Below are 19695 nucleotides of genomic sequence, written 5' to 3'. Positions count from 1 at the left end.
ATGGTCGGAGACAAGTAATCCATGACCATTTTTGATAAATGCAGCGTTAATTTGAAAACTGTGCATGAATATGTTCAATTACAGAAAGATAATACTCTTTTTCTTCCTCTATAAATTTAGAACCAAAGCTAGAGTTAACTATAACCCCAACACTTCTTAAAAGCTCAATTTTTGGTTTGGAAACGGAATCATCATAGTAGTGCTTAGGAATATAGTATGTTATCGTATTGGAAATATTAAAATCTGTTTTTTTCATCAGCCGACATCTTTCTCTGAATGTAAGTAACCACCACAGATCAATCTCAACAAAATCTAAATTCAAACCAACAATACAAACATCCTTAGTAAAAAAATCATCGATCCAACTGTAACCTGTATCACCTGTCTTCAAGCGTTCAATAAGTGGTTTATCAAATAATTTATTTGAATAATTACTTCCAGTAGTTGTATAACCTCTCATACTTTGTAAATATCCGCTATAATGCTCATAGCCAAGAATTATTGAATTTGGGTTACTCAAGGAACCATGTATATGCCAAATTTTTTTGTTATTTATCTCATGATGTCTAAAAACATTGTATTTACTTTCGTTTATCTCCCCTTCATTTTTTAAACTCTCTGCGTTAACACTGCCATCCAAGTAATACTCAAAAGCCAAGTCATAATTTGTTGTCATGATGTTATTGCATTTTAGATTCATTATTTTATCATGAATTACATTAGGTTTTATCATATTTATTTTATTTGCAATAGATCTTTTTATTTCACTTTCCGTAAACTCATCACCCTGTAACTTCAAAATACTTAAATAAATCTCCTCATACGCAAGCGGAAATGGTTTGTCTTTTGTGTTTGTTTTTATTTTATATTTACTCTCTAAGTCATTCAATACATCAAGCCAAGAGTTTCCTGCGGAAATATTATTGATGCCATTACCAATAAGAAGTGAATATTCGCGCATTTCAATTCCTTTTATGTCATAAAAATTTTCAAAAAATCAACCGCCATTGATGCTACCCCACCAAGCGTTAATCCTACAGCATCAACACATACTTCGGAACGAGAAAAAACAACAATATCAACAACACTATTCCCGTCGCCACTAGGTTGGTGGTGATCATACGCCTTGCCTAGTGTTAGGTATCAGCTACTGATGCGACGCATCTTTCCACTATGACACTCATACAAGCATAGGTTGTATCTGCGGAAATTCGATTGAGTTTTCCTCATTCAAACCGCTGTTCACGTTCCATATCCTCCCGTTGTTCACACGCTCTTTCGCGTTCTATCCTCTTAATCAGTTTTGCACATACCGATCTCGCAGCTTCAGAGAGATCTGCGCGCTCGTGTTTGACCAATGTGCCGATAGCTTCCATTCTAGGTTGCATCACGTTCACTCGGCTATCTGATAGGGACGACTGTGTGACACGCTCAGCGAATACTTCCAGCACGGCTTCTGGTTCAGGCGAAGCCTCCAAGAACATAATCGCTGACTCCAGCATTGTAATAATCTCTAGTTCTTCATCCTTTGACCAAAGGCTTATAGCAGTAGCAACCGAAGGCCATACGCTGGAATCATTTTTGGCCCGGCACCACTCAATTAAAAATCCCACTCCGATTTTCTTGATAGGAGATTGATGCAAACCATGGCTGCAAATAAAATACAGTCGTTGATGTTGTTCTTCAGTACCTTTAAAAACGCGGTTGAGAAATGCTTCTGGCATTAATACGGCTGTAGTTTCAATGGAATTTTCAAACGAATATATGCAATCATGGTAATCATCAAAAACAGAAAAAATCGTGTCCACCCATTCAATCTTTTCGATCTCATTGCCATCGAAACGTAACGCGGCGTCGATAACGCGGCTCATACTATAATCCGTAGATCCGCCGGGGTCACTTTGATTTCTTTGAAGCCTCTGGATAGCTGCTCTCAGTCCTATAAGTCTAAGGTTAGAGCCAAGCGTATCCACTGACTCCTCTTGATCATGTAGTTCCATACTTAGAGCATCCAAAACCACGTCATCACCCTTTGGTTTACTCAGGAGACGCTGAGCGAGTTCAAGTACACGGCCTCCGGGTAAGTTAGTATACTCTCTCCCCCACAGAATTCGTCCATACATCCCAGGGCGAATATCAGGATCATCCAAAATCGCCATACAGCGATCCAAGTCGATTTCTGTGAATTCTCGCCGGGGATGCAAACCGACCAATACATGTCGAAGTTCAGGATGCTGGGAGCACTGATCAAGTAACTTTTGTGCTACAATTGAATCAATATAATCCGTCTCTTCGATGAAGCCGCCAAAGACTGTAAAATCTTTGTAGACCTCAGGATGCTCATCTAGTTGTTCGATGAGTTGTTGCCAAGCAATTTGCAAGTCAGTTGCACCTTTTGCTAACCCTTTCCCAAACGCGGCGCGATAGGGCATCCATTCATTAGTGAACAAATTGGTACCTAGATCGCCGAGTTCATGGACCGATGCCGCAAAATCCTCACCCAATCGGAACGCTTTGGCTTCAAGTAGCTCCCTAACTTTACCAAACATATTAGGGCCGTCATGATCATAATCGGCATTTAGCGCCCAATAATCGTGCCCCTTACTTAGCACATAAACCATGATTGTCGGAACTAAGTCATTAGGCTCCAACTCCCTCTCCAATGCGGCAAGGTTGTCCGGCAGTGACTCTAAGCCATCTTCATCTTTGCGCCTTTTGTAATCGAAATAGATCGTTGAACAGATGGCTTTCCAGCCTTCTCCCCAAGGGTGATAAGTATGCAACTCGCGAGCCGCTTCGACAAGTTTGTTCCTTATCGTTTTCTGGCACCACATGCCTCGAAATTGGTTCGCAAGGGTGAGTCGTGCTGGCTCTTCAAGGTCTGGAATGCCTGAGGTACCTAACCGCATAGCAACGTCTATGAAAGCGCTACGCCATTCCACAAGTTCATCGTCGTTGGGTTGAAATCCAAAATCCCTTGGACGAGCACCAAACTCACTTATCCCAAACCCTGTCCATGGGGGGCCTCCTAATGCACTCGAGAGCATATTGATCCCCAACGACCTGCGTCTAGCCACGTCTGATGAAAAGCACTCATTCATAAATTTAATGCGCTGATCCAAAGAAGCATGTGTGCCAGAAAGGTATGCTTGGTAAAATCTCGTGATCTTATCTCGAGCGGTGTCGTGGTTGTTGCTATTGTCTTCATAGTCCGCCACACAGATTAGGAGCCTGACGCATCGCTCAAAGGCGCTCGATTCGTAGGCCAACGATTGCAATAAGTTGAGAATGGTCTTCCGCCGTGGGTTATAACGTGGTTTTATGCCTTTAAAATCCGGTGCGGTAAGTTCTGCTTCGAGCCGGTCAAGCAAAGCTTCAGGTACGACCGGGCCTATATAGTCCAACATTCGTGCCTGCATATCGTCCAACTCTAATATCTGTCCCAGCAGGCCTCCCGGCTGAAGCCAAGTTTCAACGATCTCTTTCGCCACAGAGTGGTCATGCAACAGACCTAGCCTGTGTGCGAACGACATTAATAAGCGTTGACGACCCGAGGCTTCAAAGGTTGCCCTGAGCTGATCCACCGGAATACTATCAAGTGCCGATGCGGCCAATTTGTTTGCGATAGCATGGGGCAAGATGGCCCTCCAATGAGACCTTTGCTGGACAACGTGGCGGTCCAACAGCTTCCTGACGGATCGAAACAATTGATTTTGGGAATACCCCGAGAGCGAGCCCAGTACTTCCAACTCGTTTTGCCCCACATCAGGGTTTGAGACCGAAAACGAATATACCAAAGACAGTATTTCAGCCTGTTCTCGCAAACCGTCATCTGGGTGGTTACGCTGCTCAAACAGGCGGTTAAATAACTGCGCGTCAGAAAGCTGACCTAAACTCTCGCCCTCCTCTACCCTCTCGGCGATTGCCAAGGATACCCTTGCATTCCCATCAGCAAACTCAGCAATCCGGCGAGCATTGTTCTGACCGATACCAGGAAAACGACGGTTCAGAAGCTGCTCGGCCACCTCCGGCCCGACTGCCTCAATGTGTATTACCTCGGTTGTCTGAGGTTTGTCGTCTCTGATGTCGTACTCAATGGTGATGAGACTTACCTTGCCGCCTGAGGTTGATACTCTGCTGGCTAGCGAGGAGTGCAATTCAGATGGACAATTATCGAGGATCATAATGGCACGTCGGCTCTCCACGATAAACCTATCGAGCATCACCGATGCCGAAGGATCTGGTTCAGCACCAGTGTCCACATAGACAGCTACTGTCCGGTCAAGAGCATCTTTCCCAGCTGTTTCATCGAAGAGAGCCTGCACGATCCTGGTTTTTCCGACGCCGGACAACCCCGTGATACGAACCGCCTTACGAGTAGAGCGAATAAGGTTCCGCATCGGTTCTATGGCATCTGCGATGTTGAGCTTTTGCCCCTTTGCTGACGGTAAAGTGACAGTTACTCCTGGGGCAGAAATTAACGTGTCCGCAACACCTTGTGGAGGGTTGCTCCAAGCGCCGTACGGTTGCCAACCTGAATATCCCTGGCCGAGTTTTCTTTTTACCCACAGCATGACTGATGGGTGCTGGCGCAACCATTGAGCTAACTTCGAGCGGTCGTAGAAGTCAAGGTGAATACTTTTACTATTAGGGTCATCCTTCACGGCATCCCGCATTGCTTTGAGGCGATCCCTCTTCATAAGAGGAGAACAGTCATCATCCAAGCTGACGATGATGTAGCAACCTTTCTTTACGGCTTGGGCAGAGATTGTCGGTGATAATCTTCTATCGGTAACCATTTCCTTGGTGATCGCGGCCATCGGCATCGAATGTTTTTTGGCCTGTAGGATCGTATCAGGCCTTTCAAGAAACCCGGTGCTCAACTTATCGACAGGAACCTGAACGTGGATGTCAACTCCTCCGTCTGGAGCATTGATTGAACCTGACCAACTTACCCACGCAGGGCTATGGCCATGGGCCGCCACTTCGGCCTCGGCGAGACGAGCAATCAACTCCTCTAGTTGAGTATCGGACAGCCGGAGTAATTCATCTTTCCCAATGTCGAAAATTGCCACGCCTTCACCTTAATAAAAATCTTGCTTCTATAGCCAAAAGTAGCCCATAGTCTAGCCAAGATGTAGACGAATGTCCGCTCTAACGTTTGCAGTGAAAGCTTCCACCTGCGATTTTTAAAAAAGCAAATATCGCCTCTAGACGTTAAAGAACGATTTGCTCGATGATGTTACAAGTCAAACATCTTGATGTTCAATTAGTATATTAGGAACGTTAAGTTAAGAAGTGTGTCTGCTCTGAAAGGGCCACGATAACGCAGTGATGGTGGCAAATGATTTGGCAACCCTCATTAGCTTGCCCAGCACACTGGAAGTGATGTGTAAAGACAGCCAGTATTTCACAATAGCGCACTGGCAACAATCTCTGCGAAGAGACGTATCTAAGTATACCAAGCCATATCTCACTTAACATGGGACTTAGCGTGCTAAAACACACTAATTATAACTTATAGGTTGTGCTGCTTTTTCATATGCATTAATCTTTTTTATGCATGCATGCATGCGTTTTTATTTCTTATTGTACGCGACATATTCACGCCATAAATAAGGGAAACGCATGACAGCATGAGCATGGAAAGGTTGCCCTGATGGTTGCACGTTGGTGGTATTGGTATAGAGTTAACTCCTTTCTGAAAAATGTATGGCATAATAATGATACTTAAAAAGGGAAGTGCAATGAAAAAAATCATTTTATCTCTAGCTGTTATCTCATCATCTGCATTTGGTGATGCCAATATAGCAAACGACAAGCCTTTAGCTGCATTATTGTTAGCCTGTACTGAGTATCGAATGAGCCAATACAAGGCAACAGATCAGGACATCATCGACCAACTTAAGCACGTTTATCTTATGGACGAGGATATGGCTGTTGAGGCAGTATCTCGACTCAATGCTATTCCTACTGCTAAAATTCCTGGCTACGACTGTCGTAACACAACGAAAGATTGGAAGAAAAGCCAGTAGTATATGATCGGTCACGTTTCACGCGAACGGTTGTTCAAATCAGCTCGACTTTAATGTACGGCGAACGGTCGTTATGTACGATGAACGGACACAACTACCTTGTTCTGACTAAGTTTTTCCGAATGAACACTCTGGGTATATTGATAAAAACAGGGCTAATTACGTAGAACAACCATGTCTGAAAATATTAAGAACACAGCAATCACCGCAGCTGGTTATATTTACCAAAATCGCCAAGGCCTCAAGGTGCTGTGCGATTGGCTTGATGCGCCAATACGTTATAATCGTGTGAAATTCGAGTGCGACCATGAGAACGAAGCGCCACAAGGATTGGATGACATCGTCATTGAGCGAACTGATGGCCTTGTAGACCTCCTGCAGATCAAGTTCACCCCAAATCCTGACAAGCACCTGCTGTCTTGGAAATGGATGTTGGAGAAAACTGGCAAGACGGAACGGTCGAGGTCAATGCTTCGCAAGTGGTTCGACGCTTTCAAGCAACTCGACCCAGCGCGTATTGGCGATATCTCGCTCACAACAAACCGCCGACCTGATGCTGCCCTTGAAGCCTGTCTTGAGGCAGGTAGAATTTCTTTTGCCAAGATCCCTGAACTTCAGCGCTCAGCAGTGAACTCTGAACTTGGCAGCGTTGAGGACTGTGAGGCGTTCTTTAATCAATTACGCATTCAACACAGCGATAAGGGCTACATCGCATTGGAGCATGATGTTGATGCACGCCTTCGACTGCATGGCACACCTGAGGGTATCGCTACCCTCAAAAACATCGCCCTGAACTGGGCGACACAAAAGAACTCCCCGGCTCCGAACGGTTGGATCACACTGACAGAACTCCGCACTATCCTGCGAGCATTACCTCCTGCACCGCTACCAGAGGACTTTGTCGTTCCAAAAGGGTATGAGGTTCCTGACGAAACGTTCCACCAAGAATTTGTCCAGGACACAATTAACGCCACAGGGAAGGCAATTGTGCTGACAGGCCCGCCAGGCCGAGGAAAGAGTACCTATCTGAGCGCACTGTGCGACACGCTCGTAGAACAGGACATTCCAACGGTTCGTCATCACTACTTTCTGTCAACAACAGAGCGTGGCCGCGACCGAGTCAATTGCTACGTTGTCGAACAATCCATCCTGGCGCAAATCCAACAGTTTCACGAGGATGTTCCGAAGACTACTGGAGGCTTACATACACAGTTGGAGGCATGCGCTGCCCACTATAAAGCACTGGGTAAGCCGTTCGTGCTTATTCTCGATGGCTTGGATCATGTCTGGCGTATCAACGCTGAAGACAAACGACCGCTTGACGACCTTTTCTCTCAGGTAATTCCCTGCCCGGATAATATGGTGCTGCTCGTCGGTACTCAGCCGGTAAATGACGCCCAGTTGCCAACGGACCTGCTTGCCTTTGCGCCAAAGGCCGAATGGCGCACCTTACCGGCAATGTCCGAGAATGCAGTTCTTTCCTACCTTCGTAGAGCACTCCAAGAAGGCAAACTTACATGTCGCTTCGAGGATGAGCGGCAAGCCGAAGAACAACTGCAAGATGCAGCATCTGCACTCCGCAACAGAACAAACGGCCACCCTCTTCACGTTATATACGCGACAGCGGAACTGAAACATGCCGGTCACAAATTATCCCGCTGGGATGTTGAGCAGTTGAAGGGAGACTTGAGCCAGGACGCCAAATTCTACTATGCATCGTTGTGGGAGCATCTGCCTCCAAGCCAGAAGGATACACTAAGGCTCATCTGCGCCTTTCCGTTTTTTTGGCCAAAAACTGCCTTCTCAGAGATCACAACGATCATCAAGCTGGCAGATCCTGAAGTCGGCAAAGTGGAACATTTACTTCACTCGTCAGCCGCTGGTTTGAAGGTCTTTCATGAGAGTCTGGCAGTTTTCGTGCGCGCAACCGCAGGCTACGAGGCTCGGATCAATGAACTGATGCCTGCAGTCACAGATTGGCTTGAGCGCTTGGCTCCCACTTCACTACGTGTGAACTGGTTATGGACGGTTCAAGCGAAGATGGGCAAACCTACAAATCTCATCACGGGTCTTACCCGTGACTGGATCATGCGCCGCTTAGAAGAAGGTTATCCAGAATCGCTATTTGACACACTGCTATCAGACGCCCTGGTTGCTGCGCTTGAAACAGCAAAATTTGCAGATGCCTATCGCCTTGCACACTTAAAGGCTCGTATGGTCGATGGTAGCCGATTCCAGATGCAAGACGATGACTTGGCCAGGCTCATCTCATTTACGTTAACGCTGACGGCAGAGGAAAGCGTGATACTCGAGGCTGTGGCGTCCAGGCACGAAACGGACATCCTGAATGTTGCAGCGCTTGGTCTGGCCTTGCACTCGCGAGGAGATCAAGTTCTGGCAGAAACCTGTGGTGAAGAAGTGCTGCACCGGTTTAAGGGCTTGAACCAGTTCTCCCGCAAATATAACTCAAGAATGGGCTCCGGTGAGTTTAAATTTCTGGCCAGAGCGTTCGCGCAACTCGACGTTGTCGGGACCACATCAGAGGAACTCGCTTGGTTGGTAGAGCGAAATAGGCCAGCTGCATGGCTGCCTCGTGTTCAAATGCTGGTTGATGAAGGCAATTTGGACGACTTAATGGCTGTTGCTGCTTCACTCTCCAATAGTCATAAAAAGCGTATCATCAGCGATGCTTGTATTCGCGCAGCAGCAAACGCGGGGGTATATATTACCGAGCGTGAAGACTTCAACGCACTGGTCAGAACGCCATTTGTGGCTGCGATAGAGGCTGTTCTTACAAAAACCTCAACTCCTTTGAACGAGCCAATTCCCCTGAACTGGCTAAAGGGAGACTATTACGAACAAAAAGAAAATCTCGCAGTGCTCGTACATCAATGGTTCTTTGGCGCAGTGCACCTAAGTCTCTGCATGGCAGTCGAGAACCAGGCCGCCTTCGAGTTTGTCCAAGCCCCTGTCTACGAAGGTAGAGAAAACATTACCGACCTTCTCAATACACTGTCCATCATTGGTGAACAAATTGCTCATAGCTGGTGGTACGGTAAGTTCGTAGATTTTCATCAGTTTTATGAACTACTCGAACCAATAGAGTACCAGCGATTCAGGCAGAGCCATAACAAGACTTCTGCTGCCGAAGACTTTCGAGCAGCCCTACATCGGATTGCTTGCGACATTCGCCTTGGTAGCGTCCTCTTGAAAAACATTGACGATGTGACAATCCCGCCAGAGACCATGAAGGCGACCTTGCAATGCACCTGGTTCGACAGTGCATCTTTCCGTGCTCAATACGCAGCCGGATCACTGACAAGAATGACAAACGAAGCGGCTATGACATTCATTAGCGCTCAACGTTCGTTGTTTGATGCAGACGTTCAGAGTGAGACCAGTGTGCATCTTCAAACACCTTTGCAACTCTGCGCGATTGCGATCGCTCATCATTTGACGTCGGCAGCTCGTGAACTTTGTACGCAGACGTGGGAACTGACTACCGGCTATGGGCATCGCAAAGATCCAACTCTGAGTAATACGGTAGATGCTATCGCTTATCTAGCCGATGTAGCTGCAGAAGATGCTAGTCGATTACTTGGCCAGATTTCGCCGCAGATCCACCATGTTCTGAATTACACCGATGGCAAAGGCACGAGACATGTCCTTGCTGAAGCTGATCGGTTGCTGGCAAAGCTCAAGCCTTCAGCACTGGTGATCAAATATGAAGAACATACATATGCAGGCGACTGGTCGCTGGCAGAGAGCAGCCTGAAAGCCTATGTCAAACAGGGAATAGCAGAGGGGTGGCCTCTCGACGCCCTGATGCGCACAGGCCTCCATCCTGAAATACGCGATACCCTGCAACAACTTGCGCAGGACGGTATAGCAAACGCAGCCGAAAGGCTTTGCATTCTTGAGGAACACAATGGATGGGCCGTTGGTTGGTTGCAGCGCCAAGATCCTTCAGGGGATAGCACTAACAGCAAACCCTATGAAGGTAATGTCACGATCTTTGAGCCTGAACAACTGGACGACCTACTTGAAAGTCTGGAATCACACTACGAGGAGCGATCAAAACTTCTTCGTACCTGGTATCAATACTGGATGTCTCAAAAACAGGACAAGAGGTTGCTTACCGAACTTGATAGGGTTCTTTTTTCAGAAAATAGATGGATGAGGGATGCCCTCCCCTTGTGTGAGCTCGCCTTTCAAACGAAACGCAGAATGAGTGGCTTGCCAGCAGCTTGGAAGTATCTTGTTCATGCTCAGATCCGTAAAGGTGGGTGGATTGGGTACATGGAGAGCGAGGCAAAGATTCACAGCAGGCTTGCTCTGGTTGCCGAAAACTATCCGCAGCGCTGTGATGAATTTGTGACCGAAACAACTTATGGCATGTTCGATGACCCAGCGCCGTCACGCCTCGCCCCATCGGAGCTAATGGTCTATTTCTACATCAAGCAAAACCGCATAGAAGAAGCTGTGAACTTTGCGGAAACGATGGTCAATTGCGTAATTGAGGATACTCGTACCCTGCCTCTAGATCCCCCTCGCTGGATGGTGGAGCTAGTCTCACATATCCCCTTGGAGGCTCAATGAAGGACCTTCGCATACTTATTGCTCGTCTTGGCTGGCCTTCCACATCTGCACGGTGGTGGACCATACAGGAGCTCGCAGCTCGACTGGGAGAACCTGCGACGAAGGCTGAAACCGAATCCTCACTGCTTCACTTCCTGCGTTCACGCAAACTTGAAGCCGAGATTATTGAGGTGCTATGTATTTTCTGGATGGCAAAGAAAGCGTTTGGCTACTCCGCCACTTTAACGCTGGCAGAGAGCATTCATCTGCCCTCACTACTCTCCGATCTTCTGGTGAAGAGCTGTGGGCTCTCGATTCAAGCCAAATATACGGGCCAAGAAGAAGTCCCGGAAGACTTCGAAATTCCTGATGACTTTAATGGGGTGCAAGGTGTGGACTTGCCTAGGATATTCCGGACGTCCATGAGTAGGCTTGAGACTTATTCTAAGCTTCCGTTTGTTCGACAAATGGCTTTTGAATGGGCAAAGAACCGAGCAGTTTACCCGGATGCACCATATCAAGCCGACCCAGGTTACTTCATTCGGCCGATGGGGGATGGCTGCATTGGTCAACTTTCCGCCCGTGTCGCCCTTCGCGCTATTTCTGCTTACCTTCGCACACTGACTGTGGCCACACATATTTGGAAGATGCCATCGGAGTTGGCAGATCAGAAATCTCTTTTAGCACTTCCGATTCATCCGACACTGGCTTTACTTAGACCAAAGCGTCCGGACTGGTTCCCAACACCAGCAGGCTTCGACGGCAATGCCCAGACGATGGAGACTTCATTACGCGCACTCCTTTCCAGTGCAGAGACAGCACACCCAGGTGACGAACTGATCGCTTTTAGCTCACCTGTAGTAATGTCGATGGAGCGATGCGTGGAGGTGTCTCTGGTGCGGTGGTCACAAATTGCAAACAGCAATATAGAAGATACTGATCTTGCAGACCATCTCAAATCTTTTTGGACAGGATGGCCGCAGCTTTCAAGCAAAGCTCCGGATCTACTAGACACAACTACTGTCGTCACTCCACCAACTCTCGAGCACCTGTTGGACGAAGACTCAACGGCCTGGCCCTTGGCTGGTACACTAGATCTCGACAGAATAGGCTATCTCCAGCACGATCTGTATCCATCTAGACTTTTCCTGCCAACGATACCTAGTGTGGGCGAGATTGAAATGATGCCTCATGAAGGGCAGCTACAGATCAAAGTGGAGGACCAAGTCACTGCTAACCTTAGCTATTGGAATGCTGGATGGGGGCCGGTACGGCCAAGACAATTCTATGGAAATTGTGGAACTGCACTCATTTCCCGCGGTACGACGTACCGTAAAAATGCTGACGCAGGTGGCAAGCCACTGCGCGCATTTTACCTTTGGCAAGTGCGTACCTTGTATCGAAGTAACAGCTTTGACAAGTTCAGTGAAACACTTACTACAGGTGTTATATTTGTTTAGATCTATCTATTCTGGTTGCGATAGTCTCCGAATGACCAATTTGCAGATTGATGACAATGGGAGAACAGCTAAATTGATTCCATAATCTCCCACATCCATATTTTCCAGGTTCCGTGGGGTGTCCACCATTTGCAAGAGTAAGTGGACACCTAAACTACAGAGCCTGACGAGTTAAGCCAGACGGTGCTGAGTTGACGCTTACTAACGTCTGTGCTCAGAGCGAACAGAAATCTATCTGTCCCCCCAACAAAACAAGAACCCGCCTTTAGGCGAGTTCTTTATATCCAATTAGGCACTAGAAACCATTTGGTAGTATGAAAAGTAGATGTTGCCTGTTTGGGCTGCATGGCGCTTTTTTCTTAGCAGCAAACTCACGAAATCAATGCGCTCCTCAAACACGGCCATAAGGTCGCCACCATCCATGAGAAGAATAGATGCACCACCTGCTTGATGAGCCGATACACCATCTTGAGAGAATCCATTGATTGAAAGAAAGATGCCTAAGGTGTTTTCTAACTTTGTACGTACTTTATCAGTGAACGCAGCTAGGGATGCTTTGTTAACAAGTTCTTTATGCCATTTCGCTTCAAACAAGTATTCTGTACCGTCGAGGGTAAACGCCCCATCTAGCTGTTCGCCAAGGTTTTTGAAGGAAGACTTAGGGTCCAGGTCGAAAAGCTCAAAAAGTTCATACATAATCCGTTCAAGTTCAAATCCTCTCCCTTGTGGATCACTTGAGCTGATTAGCGCCATATATTTGTTTTTGATCGATTCAAGTTTCTGACGAACAGCTGCATTTTTACGCAGTTTTTGTGCTGCTATTTCTTGTCGCTTCTTGATTTCATCTTGTTCGCGCTTGATCTCTTGATGTGTACCCACAAGTTGCTTCAACTGATTGACTGCATTACGCGCTTTCTCAACCTTAGCGGAACCATCATCAAGAGGCTTAAGATGAGAAAAATCTGTCAATTTACACAGTTCATAGCAAATTTTGGTGAGATCACCGAGGTGGTTGGTAGGATTGGCCACAAGGAAATCGACAACATCAGATGCGATCTGTCGTTTGTAGTTCTCCCAATTAAAGGAATTGAGGGCCGCAGGGTTTGAAAGGCAAAGACCTAGAAAACCGCGCAAATCAGATTTGTACCAATATACTGAACACAGCGCTTCTTTAAGCGCAACTACGCCAGCCGGTGAAAGTTGCTTTGCCATGGATACTCCTGAACTTATTGGGCATCTAGCTTAAGAATCAAATTTTCGCCATAGAACACCGGTTTAGCGGAAGGGCCCATTGACTTAGCCAGATATAACGCACACATACTAACTGCTTCAAATAGTAGAATACTTTAGCTGAACTCAGTCCAGATTGTGTAATGTGCGCCATCGCCAACCAGCACCACTGTCGACACAGAAAATGAACAGCCATCTATTTATTAACACCTTTTTATCTTTGAAAGGTCTGCATAGGCTTTGTGAGAATTCAGACCAAAACTGAAGTATGAGGCGATGAAAAATCTGAAATCGAACGGCTGGTTAGCAGAGTAAAATTTTACGTCAAGACACGGTTTTCAGCTCTGTTTTAGCCGCTTCTACGATCAAAAACGTTTTCACACTGTCTGGGCACTTGGACTGACTTTCAGATCTGATTGCCCTCGAAGTAGCAACAATGGTACACAGGTAAACTAGCGCCCATTTGGTTTATTTACCGTGCTGGTAATGAGATCTGGCTTAAACAAAGCGTTAAGACCTCCCAGCTTAAAAGCAGCAATAATACGAGTTTTATCTTCAACCGCCAGTGCATCGGCGATACAGCCCCACCACATTGCAATGTCCTCATCTGACAGATTGTTTGCATCTTGACTCAGTTTATCCTTGTACTCCTCCCCTCCTCCAGTAATGAGCCAGGTCAGAGAGCGGCCGGTACATGCTGAGATAGCAGCCACGCGGTCAATGCCAGGCATCGTACCTGACTTCAGATACTTCCTCAGCGAAGCCTCACAAAGCCCGCACTTTTTGGCAAAGGACGCGACAGACTGATCTCCAATCACGCTTTGTAGTCGTTGACCAAAATGCTCAACGCCTGTTGGTTCGCTGTTCGAACGCCATTGTGGGAAGCTGGCATTACTTTTCATAGTCATTCCTGGGCGAATACTAAAGTTTTATTGATGGCACCATAATCAGATAAAATAGTACGTATAACTCTCGAAAAAAGCAATTAGGCATCTTTTTATCGTACTATTGTAAAGATTAGGCGTATCAGTGTTAAATAGAAATGTTCGCCCTCTACAGGCTAAGTTGAAATGACCTTACTGCGTTGCCTACAGGCATTGCTTGCATACTGATGATCCAGCCCCATCACTAAAATTTATGACCTCAGTATCACTTCCCTGTTCTAAGATGACCGGCATCAATTATTTGAGATTAAGGTTAATGCTGCTTATGTTATCCTCTCTGCTCACATGGTAATCTCTTGGTTTTACTCTGGTATGGTCAGGTTTATTCATGGATAGCATTGCTGACAATTCCGTTACCCTCATTGATACCCTACTGCAGGACGCATGGCTGTTTGTGTTAAGGGTAAAAAATGATCCCTCTACGTTTGTCAGTGACGCGTTTCATCCTCAGGCAATAACGCTGGTGGAGAATGTACGTGCTGCACTCACTGAACGTGGTGCCTCAGAACGCCATATTGATACCATCACCTACGCGCAACCCACCTTACTGGATGAAACAGTCCTCACCCGCCTGAGTCCTGGGATACACGCCAAAGACAGTACTATCAATCTCGCCAGGCATACATTGCCACTTCAAGCCCATTTATTTTCCACACTGGATGTATGCAACCATTTCGTAGAGCGCATTAATGCCCTGCTGCACGAGCAAATTCCTGATAGGGGTGTGCCGACCTGTAACCAGCGTGTATTGAGCCTGGGGTTTCATGGGCAGTTTAACGAGAACTTGCCAGAGCGCCAGACATTGCTGGATTATCTCAATGTGTTGGGGCCTGCCTTTGAACACCCGGTGCCGCCCCCCATCATTGTGCATTATCGCCCACGCGCTAGGGATACGTTGCTACATTACCGCATGCTCTGGATAGCACTCTCCGTGATGGTGTCCATGGGGTTAATCATTGGATTACAGCTTTCACTTCAACAATTATTGCAATCCGCTCTGCCGGGGTAAATGTAGCCTTCAACAACATCCGGCTTCGCAGGTTTGGCATTCCGGGTGACACTGATGACCTGATGCGCCTGCGGGGTTAACGGCGATGGGCGGTAGCGTGCTGCTTTTCTTTGAAGTATGAATGCTCAACAAAAGGAGGCGCTATGCTGCCCGGCCATTTACTTGGTTTAAAGATGCGGTCATCGGGACTGACAACCTTAGAAGGGCGGACTATTAATGTTTGGGAGTTTGCCCCCCCAACAGATTCGGCGACTCTGGACAACTGGGCAATGCATTTTCGCCGGCAATACTGTTCTGACGAAGAGCTTCCCTTTCTCATGGATGGCACGGGAATGACAATCGAGCAGTATCTGAATGCACATGTCTTTCCTGATAAAACTAGGGCACCTGGTCCTTCAATTCGCTCAGGTGATTTCGCCGAATTTCTCATTTCCGACTATCTAGAGTTCATGCTCAACCTCTGGGTACCCAGAGGCAAATATTCCGACAAAGCAAGCAATAATGAATCGGTTAAGGGAGTGGATATTCTAGGTTTTTATCAGGTGGACAATACATCATCCAATCCGAATGATGCCCTTTTCGCGTTTGAGGTTAAAGCGTCACTTTCAGGAAGCGTGTATGACGGTCAGCTCCAGAGCGCAGTGGACGATGGCTCTAAAGATGAGCACCTCAGGCAAGGTGTTACATTAAACGCCACGAAACGTAGGCTTCTTCGTGAAGGTAAGACACTAGACGCTAGCAAAATCTCACGATTCCAGAACCCCAGCGATAACCCATATTCTTACCACTCGGGTGCAGTTGCAGTGCTCTGCGAAACCGCTTTCAATGAAGATGAGCTTGCAAAAACTCTAGCTGCTGGTCACTCAAATCAGTCTGCTCTAAGTCTGATAGTTGTGCGTTCTAACCTGCAGATGAAACTGGTCCATGAACTCTACGCGAGGGCATGCAAATGAGAGCCGGATTCAATAGCAAGCGCCTTTTTGGTATAACGCGATCAAAAGGAAAGATGTACGAATTTGGACTTGAGGAGTCTCAGCACCTTAGGGTGCCCGAAGGCACTGATCCCCTGCAGTTGTTTGTTATGACTATCGCTACTCTTGGCGACGTTAGTGGGCTCCTTGCTGACCTATCGCATCCCTTAATCCCTCTTCCCCCTGAACACCAGGCAGAACTGAATTTCTGTGCCAGTTTCTTCGACGCAATCATTGACTCAAAATTTGCACAAGGGCTTGAAAGAACAACATTACTTTTAGCTTCTGCCGCCTACTATGTAGCTCGTCGACCAGGCAGTAGCTTAGTCCTTGCTCGTCGCCTTGAGCCTAAAGAAGGAGGCAATAAGGTTGAACACTTTCTTCAGTGGCTTCTCAAGGCGGACTGGAGGACCTACTGGATCCTGGATGATGAACGTTATGGACCTCTGTTGACGTCGGTCTCATTCGCTATTGCCAGCCATTTCGCAGATGGTTCACGGCTGGAAGAAATAGACCAATTATTGAAGCATCTTCGAAGTATGGTTTATAAAATCGGCACTCCCGAGGAAGTACTTTACGCAGATGTCGCGCTGTCGGTTTGCCGTATGAGACTCGCTGCGTCGGCGTGGGTGACGCTCCCCTCGTATTCAGGCCTATCAGTCGAGCACTGGCGAGCGGTGATCCAGAGAGGCCGTTTCCCTAAAGAACTCTGGCCTTCTCAACTTCTTTTAGGTGCTCGGGGGATATACAGCGGAGCATCGGGCTTAGTTCAGATGCCCACAAGTGCTGGAAAAACGAGATCGATAGAAATAGTCCTGCGAAGTGCGTTCATGTCCGGACGCACGAAACTTGCAGTGGTTGTCGCGCCATTTCGGGCACTTTGCCACGAAATCGCCTTATCTCTGCGTCAGGATCTGGCAGGCAATGACATCAAAGTTAATGAATTAACGGATGCCTTGCAAATTGACTTCATTGCGCAGATTGCAGAACTGCTCGGGAGCGTTCCTCCATCAACATCGAATGTATTAGCCCTTACACCAGAGAAGTTCCTCTATGTTTTGCGCCAGTCACCTCAGGTGTTGAAGCATGTTGGGCTTGTTATATATGACGAAGGACATCAGTTCGATACCGGTGGAAGAGGTATTACATATGAATTGCTGCTTACTGAAATAAAGGGGTTACTACCAGACGCTGCTCAAACGCTACTGATTTCTGCTGTGATGAAAAACCCAACAGATATTGCCAACTGGCTGATGGGGTCCGATAAGGCACAGGTAATTGACGGCGCAACACTATTACCCACAAGTCGGTCAGTTGCTTTTGCAAGCTGGGCAGAGTCGCTTGGGCAGTTAATGTTTTATGAAAATAGCTATGACAGAGAGGATTATTTCGTTCCGAGAGTGATCGAAGCAGCCAAACTGGCGGGCATTAAAGCTGATGAAGCAACATTTCCGACCCGGGAAAAATCGAGCGACATATCGCTTTATCTGGGACTGCGTGTGGTCAGTAATGGAGCCGTTGCCATTTTCTGCGGGACAAAGGTGATTGCAAACGGGATAGCAAAAAGGGCAGTACAAATTGCACAAGCGGGGTACAACACCGTCTGGCCGGTAGCCTACGCTGATTCTAAAGAAGTCCAAGCACTGAAAAGCCTTATTGAGGGTAACTTCGGGAGCGATACCCTCCCATCAAAGGCTGCCGACCTTGGCATCTACACACACCACAGTAATACCCCGCAGGGTATTCGACTGGCCCTTGAACATGGGATGCAGCAGGGCCTCATAAAATTTATTGCATGCACATCCACACTCGCTCAAGGTGTCAACTTGCCCATTCGTTACCTCATCGTACAGGGTGTGTATCAGGGGACCGGCCGTGTAAAAGTTCGGGACTTCCAGAATCTGATAGGCCGTGCTGGCCGCGCTGGGATGCATACTGAAGGTGTTGTTCTCTTTGCGGACTCTAAGATATGGGATAACCGGAAAAGTTATCGGGATTCATGGAGGTTTAAAAGTGCCGTTGAGCTGTTATCGCCAGATCAAGCGGAAGGGGTCACCAGCTCGCTGCTCTTGCTGTTAAAACCTTTTGCACTTCCCCAAAATCTGCAATGGCGATTTTCACCAAGCGATCTATTGGACTTAATGGATGATGAGTCAGTCTGGGAAACTTGGGCCCGTGATTTAGCTGGTCAGGTGCCACGACTCGAGCCGAAGAAAATGGATGGACTGGTTAAAGAGTTACTGAAAGCTATGGCTGAGCGGAAAAAGATGACGCAAACACTTGAAAGCTACCTCATGGCAAATTGTGCAAATTCAGATGTTGGCGGCTTCGAGCTGAGGGCTGGCGAACTTGCCCGCGAAACTTTGGCGTACTTTTTGGCAGCAGCAGAGGAATCAGACAATCTGGAAGAGTACTTTAAGCTGGTTGCGAGGCGTATTGAATCTGTTGAGAACTCCCCTGTAAAACAGGCATCATTTGGCAAGACATTGCTTGGTGCAAAACAGGCCAAATACATTGAAAGTTGGGTGAGCGAACACAGAGAGATTCTCCTTGCACTGAACTCCAATGAAAGCTGGCTTACTGCCGTCTGGCCATTGCTTAACGAACTCTGTGACAGCCGTTTTTTCCGCACCGTAGAGCCAGCAGATGCAGGTTCCCAACTCACACTTTCCTGGATGTGCGGAACTAGTTACGGAGAAATATTCAGAAAAGCAATGCAGATTCAGGTTAAAAAGAAAGCTGGCAAGCGTAAACAGAAGGTGAGCGACGACGATATACTCCACTTTCTTGAAAACACGCTGGGATTTGATTGTGCGCTCATTCTGGCGGCTCTCGCGCAATTCCTCTTTACTCCCGAAGAAATTATAGGGGAGAAAGGTGCACCGCTCGCGAGTTTCCAGAAGAGCCTGAAAAATGGTCTTCCTGACACGCTTTCCCTAAGTATTTATGGGGCGGGATTTGCTGACCGCTTCATTTCACAGGCTATTCGCGATGCACTCCGGCAGAATGGGTATGAGGGGCATTCGTTTGAAGAGGCTAGGAAAACTCATCTTAGTGCGATTGAGCAAGTCGTCAGGACTACTCCTGCATATTTCAGCCTCGTTTTGAACACAGACTAACTCCTGGTGTAGTCACAACAGGGTGCCTCTGACCTGCTCCCTGTTGATCAATACACCGCGATGTAGATAATGCCTTGCGAAATTTCGTTCGTCGTTCATAGCGGACCCTATACCTGCCTTAGTTCGCTTCGTGCCAATAATAGTCATTCGCATTCTGACAATTATACTTTGAAGTAATTTAGATCACACTCTTTATTAGTGACTTTAATTAAATATTAGTAATTTGATATTTACTGCAATAACGACGTAAATATATCTCATTTAAATTAAGGATATTGGGAAGAGAATATGGGGAATCTTCTTCCACTGATTTCAGAAAGCAGTGCTGTACCCGCTCAAAATAAAGTAG

10 protein-coding genes are annotated in these 19695 nt (G+C 47.0%); 6 read left to right on the top strand and 4 right to left on the bottom strand.

The window, feature by feature from the left end; all coding sequences use genetic code 11:
• Window positions 1-46: 46 nt before the first annotated feature.
• Window positions 47-961, bottom strand: coding sequence for an SIR2 family protein (locus tag ACX9GU_RS11675; RefSeq protein ID WP_368462863.1), 915 nt, complete (start codon window positions 959-961; stop codon window positions 47-49).
• Window positions 962-1226: 265 nt separating this feature from the next.
• Window positions 1227-5075: a hypothetical protein gene (locus tag ACX9GU_RS11670; protein WP_473194869.1), complete on the bottom strand. Its 3849-nt coding sequence runs from the start codon at window positions 5073-5075 to the stop codon at window positions 1227-1229.
• Between the two features lie 672 nt (window positions 5076-5747).
• On the opposite strand from ACX9GU_RS11670, the gene ACX9GU_RS11665 reads away from it, so the two are divergent.
• From ACX9GU_RS11665 to ACX9GU_RS11655, 3 genes are all read left to right on the top strand, one after another.
• Window positions 5748-6035, top strand: coding sequence for a hypothetical protein (locus ACX9GU_RS11665; protein ID WP_368462860.1), 288 nt, complete (start codon window positions 5748-5750; stop codon window positions 6033-6035).
• Between the two features lie 174 nt (window positions 6036-6209).
• Window positions 6210-10634, top strand: coding sequence for an ATP-binding protein (locus ACX9GU_RS11660; protein WP_473194868.1), 4425 nt, complete (start codon window positions 6210-6212; stop codon window positions 10632-10634).
• Window positions 10631-12073: a multidrug DMT transporter permease gene (locus tag ACX9GU_RS11655; RefSeq protein ID WP_473194867.1), complete on the top strand. Its 1443-nt coding sequence runs from the start codon at window positions 10631-10633 to the stop codon at window positions 12071-12073. Before ACX9GU_RS11660 ends, ACX9GU_RS11655 begins: the two co-directional genes overlap by 4 nt.
• A 288-nt stretch (window positions 12074-12361) precedes the next feature.
• Here the strand turns inward: ACX9GU_RS11655 and ACX9GU_RS11650 are convergent, their stop codons facing one another.
• Together ACX9GU_RS11650 and ACX9GU_RS11645 are read right to left on the bottom strand one after the other, a co-directional pair.
• Window positions 12362-13285 (bottom strand): hypothetical protein, encoded by a 924-nt coding sequence (locus tag ACX9GU_RS11650; protein WP_473194866.1) that lies wholly within the window; start codon window positions 13283-13285, stop codon window positions 12362-12364.
• Window positions 13286-13755: 470 nt separating this feature from the next.
• Window positions 13756-14205 carry a CI repressor protein gene (locus ACX9GU_RS11645; RefSeq protein WP_473194865.1) on the bottom strand — a complete coding sequence of 150 codons (450 nt, stop codon included), beginning with the start codon at window positions 14203-14205 and terminating at the stop codon, window positions 13756-13758.
• Between the two features lie 370 nt (window positions 14206-14575).
• On the opposite strand from ACX9GU_RS11645, the gene ACX9GU_RS11640 reads away from it, so the two are divergent.
• From ACX9GU_RS11640 to ACX9GU_RS11630, 3 genes are all read left to right on the top strand, one after another.
• Entirely contained in the window at window positions 14576-15256 is a 681-nt protein-coding gene (locus tag ACX9GU_RS11640; RefSeq protein WP_473194864.1) for a DotU family type IV/VI secretion system protein, read from the top strand.
• Between the two features lie 143 nt (window positions 15257-15399).
• A complete protein-coding gene (locus tag ACX9GU_RS11635; protein ID WP_473194863.1) occupies window positions 15400-16209 on the top strand; it encodes a Hachiman antiphage defense system protein HamA in 810 nt (269 codons plus the stop codon).
• A gap of 53 nt (window positions 16210-16262) precedes the next feature.
• Window positions 16263-19346 (top strand): DEAD/DEAH box helicase, encoded by a 3084-nt coding sequence (locus tag ACX9GU_RS11630; protein ID WP_473194862.1) that lies wholly within the window; start codon window positions 16263-16265, stop codon window positions 19344-19346.
• Window positions 19347-19695 lie beyond the last annotated feature (349 nt).

The sequence above is a fragment of the Serratia sp. K1WW1 genome (assembly GCF_055790865.1).
The sequence above is the reverse complement of the archived record's forward strand: the minus strand, read 5'-3'. Positions and strand labels throughout refer to the sequence as shown.